We start from the raw sequence: 3,540 nt of genomic DNA, 5'->3' as shown, positions 1-3,540 counted from the left end.
GGCTCAGACCGGCCAGGAAACTGGCCCGCTCCTCGGCCGACATCGACGCCAGCTGGATCGCCACAGCGTCAGGGTCACGGATGGTCCCGTCGGCGAGGGTGATGTCGGGCTGACCGTCGCGAATGGCGGTGAGGTCGGCGAGTGATTCCTTCAGGCGGGTGCCGAATTGGTTGTCCAGGCGCTCGATCTCGTCCAGCCCGCCGAAGAGGTTGAGCTGGAAAACGCCTGCCGCGCCGTCCTTCTCGGGGTCGGAATGCGACACCCGGCCGTCGGGTTCGACCGAGAAACCCTGTCCGACAGCGAGATTCCGCTGATCCAGCACATACGTCCTGGCGTGCTTCAGTCCCAGGTAGGCGTCCTCGGCGTCATCGGCGATGCGCAACAGCACGGTGCGCACCTCGTAGCCGTGGTCGACTTCCTCGTCGATCCGCCGACCTGCCGCGTCCCTGGTCTGCCCGTGCCAGCTGCCCGTCGCCGAGACCGCACGGGAGCAGTCGTCGACCGAGGTCGACAGCACATCGGCATTGGCGCGCGCGGCGTCGGCGGCGCGATGCAGACCGTCGAGGTTCCAGGCGTCGAGCTGGGTGATCGTCGGCCGCATCAGCGGTTACTCAGCTTCCCGATCTCGCCGGCGCTCTCGGCATCCTTGGCCTGGATGTCTGCCGAGAACTTGTCCACCAGATCGGCCAGGGTGGTGAACCTGGTCGCGATCGAGGACATCGCCTGCTGCGCGGGATCGGCCATGGCGCGGACGGCGGCGAGGACATCGCTGCCGTCGCCGGTCGCCTCGCCCATCGCCGACCATGGGAGCTTGCCGACCTCGTCGGACTCCTGCCGCCACGTCGTCGCCAGAGATTTCAGTTGATCGGGTTCGACACCCAGCGTGCTCACGATTCCCCCTCCTTCGGCGCCGAATAGGCCAGAGGCCGTCGGTACCACCGTGCGGATCGGTCCCTTTGTGAAGGTTGGACGGGGCTGTCGAACCGGGGGTTCCATCATGTGACGTGAGTCACAAAATTTAGACCGTCGCGGTCTCGTCCTTGTCCGTGGCGGCGCGATCGCGCACGCAGTCGCGGCAGGTGCCGAAAATCTCCAGGGTGTGGCTGACCTCCGTGAAGCCGTGCTCGCCCGCGATCGTCTCGGCCCACGCCTCGACCGTCGGGCCCTCGACCTCGACGGTGCGGCCGCAGTGGCGGCACACCAGGTGATGGTGGTGGCCGCTCGAGCACTGGCGGTAGACGGATTCGCCGGAATCGGTGCGCAGGACATCGACCATGCCGGCGTCGGCGAGCGACTGCAGCGTCCGGTAGACGGTGGTCAGGCCGATGCCCTCGCCCCGTTTGCGGAGCTCGTCGTGGAGTTCCTGCGCGGAGCGGAACTCGTCGATATCGCTGAGCAGGGCCGAGATGGCGCTGCGCTGACGCGTGCTGCGGACCCCGACCTGCTTTCCGGAGGGATTGTCTGCCAACGGATTACCCTTCCTCGGCGTGGGCGACGGCATCGACGACGATGTGCGCCAGATGGTCGTCGACGAGTTCGTAGAGCACCTCGCGGCCCGAGCGTTCCCCGTGCACGACGCCCGCCGACTTGAGAATGCGCAGGTGCTGACTGACCAGCGGCTGGGTGACCCCGAGTGCGTCGACCAGTTCGTGCACACAGCGCGGCGACTCGCGCAGCTGCAGCACGATCGCGATCCGCACCGGCGCGGCGAGCGCCCGCAACAGCTCACCCGCGTCCTCGAGCACCTGGCGCGCGGGCACCGCTGCGGGGGCGGGGGAGTGATACGGATTGTGCGCGTGTGCGGCCGCGGCATCGGTGGTCATCAACCAACTCCTTAATGGAAACCGATTCCATTTTGATATGCACGGGTGCGCATGTCAAATGACGCGCCGGGCGGCACCGGTCGGCTGCTGCAATCTCGCTGGACGCTTCCCGATACCCTTGACCCAATACGTACGGTACGTGGCACCGCAATGCCAGGTACCGAACAATTCCGACTCGCAGTGGATGGAGATATCTCGCGTGGCACCCAAGTCGAAGGTGGACACCGTTGCCAACCTCGCCAAGCGCCGGGGCCTGGTTTACCCGTGCGGTGAGATCTACGGAGGCACCAAGTCGGCGTGGGACTACGGTCCGCTGGGCGTCGAGCTGAAGGAGAACATCAAGCGGCAGTGGTGGCGCACCATGGTCACCAGCCGCGACGATGTCGTCGGCCTCGACTCCTCGGTGATCCTGCCGCGCCAGGTGTGGGAGGCCTCCGGCCACGTCGCGACCTTCTCCGACCCGCTGGTCGAGTCGCTGCACACGCACAAGCGTTACCGCGCCGACCATCTCCTGGAGGCGTACGAGGAGAAGCACGGCCGCCCGCCTGCCAACGGCCTGGCCGACATCAACGACCCCGAGACCGGCCAGCCCGGCAAGTGGACCGAGCCGAAGAACTTCTCCGGCCTGCTCAAGACCTTCCTCGGCCCGGTCGACGACGAAGAGGGCCTGCACTACCTGCGCCCCGAGACCGCGCAGGGCATCTTCGTCAACTACAAGAACGTCGAGACCACCGCGCGCAAGAAGCCGCCGTTCGGCATCGCCCAGATCGGCAAGAGCTTCCGCAACGAGATCACCCCCGGCAACTTCATCTTCCGGACCCGCGAGTTCGAGCAGATGGAGATGGAGTTCTTCGTCAAGCCCGGTGAAGACGCCGAGTGGCACAAGTACTGGATCGATACCCGCCTGGCCTGGTACACCGACCTCGGCATCGACTCCGACAACCTGCGCCTCTACGAGCACCCCAAGGAAAAGCTGTCGCACTACTCGGCGGGCACCACCGACATCGAGTACCGCTTCCGCTTCCAGGGCAGCGAGTGGGGCGAGCTCGAGGGCATCGCCAACCGCACCGACTACGACCTCAAGACGCACTCGGAGCACTCCGGCACCGACCTGAGCTTCTTCGATCAGGCCTCCGGTGAGCGCTACATCCCGTACTGCATCGAGCCCGCGGCCGGCCTGACCCGTTCGCTGATGGCGTTCCTGGTCGACGCCTACGCCGAGGACGAGGCCCCCAACGCCAAGGGCGGCGTCGACGTGCGCACGGTGCTGCGCCTTGACCGTCGCCTCGCGCCGGTCAAGGCCGCGGTGCTGCCGCTCTCGCGCAACGCCGACCTGACCCCCAAGGCCAAGGACCTCGCCGCCCAGCTGCGCCGCAACTGGAACGTCGACTTCGACGACGCGGGCGCCATCGGCCGCCGCTACCGTCGCCAGGACGAGATCGGCACCCCGTTCTGCATCACGGTCGACTTCGACACCCTCGACGACCAGGCCGTGACGATCCGCGAGCGCGACTCGATGGCTCAGGAACGCATCGCCCTGGACAAGGTGGAGTCCTACCTGGCCACCCACCTCATCGGCGCCTGACACGCAGCACAACGAAGCCCGCGCCTCAACCGGCGCGGGCTTCGCGTTTGGGGTGGCGGGGTCGTGTTAACATTTCGTACCTGTCGGTTTGCATAGGCCGGTGTGTCTTTTTAAAAAAAGAAGCTGGCGGCG

The 3,540-nt window shown here is 66.6% G+C and carries 4 protein-coding genes and 1 pseudogene; 1 reads left to right on the top strand and 4 read right to left on the bottom strand.

All coding sequences use genetic code 11. From position 1 onward, the window contains the following. From ACFWPJ_RS27830 to ACFWPJ_RS27815, 4 genes and pseudogenes are all read right to left on the bottom strand, one after another. Window positions 1-601: pseudogene (locus tag ACFWPJ_RS27830) on the bottom strand (hypothetical protein); the annotation flags it as partial. Further along, a complete protein-coding gene (locus ACFWPJ_RS27825) occupies window positions 601-891 on the bottom strand; it encodes a type VII secretion target (protein ID WP_378855706.1) in 291 nt (96 codons plus the stop codon). The gene ACFWPJ_RS27825 and the pseudogene ACFWPJ_RS27830, both read right to left, overlap by 1 nt. Before the next feature lie 127 nt (window positions 892-1,018). Beyond that, window positions 1,019-1,501, bottom strand: a complete 483-nt coding sequence (locus ACFWPJ_RS27820; protein WP_378855704.1) for a Fur family transcriptional regulator — start codon at window positions 1,499-1,501, stop codon at window positions 1,019-1,021. Next, complete coding sequence (locus tag ACFWPJ_RS27815) at window positions 1,473-1,823, bottom strand: ArsR/SmtB family transcription factor (protein WP_378855702.1); 351 nt, start codon at window positions 1,821-1,823, stop codon at window positions 1,473-1,475. Before ACFWPJ_RS27815 ends, ACFWPJ_RS27820 begins: the two co-directional genes overlap by 29 nt. Before the next feature lie 184 nt (window positions 1,824-2,007). Between ACFWPJ_RS27815 and ACFWPJ_RS27810 the strand changes: the two genes are divergently transcribed. Then, window positions 2,008-3,408: a glycine--tRNA ligase gene (locus tag ACFWPJ_RS27810; RefSeq protein ID WP_378855700.1), complete on the top strand. Its 1,401-nt coding sequence runs from the start codon at window positions 2,008-2,010 to the stop codon at window positions 3,406-3,408. The last annotated feature ends 132 nt before the right edge of the window (window positions 3,409-3,540 follow it).

This window comes from Nocardia sp. NPDC058497, from assembly GCF_042720195.1.
Lineage (GTDB): Bacteria > Actinomycetota > Actinomycetes > Mycobacteriales > Mycobacteriaceae > Nocardia.
Note: the sequence above shows the minus strand (reverse complement) of the source record. Positions and strands in the feature narration are given on the sequence as shown.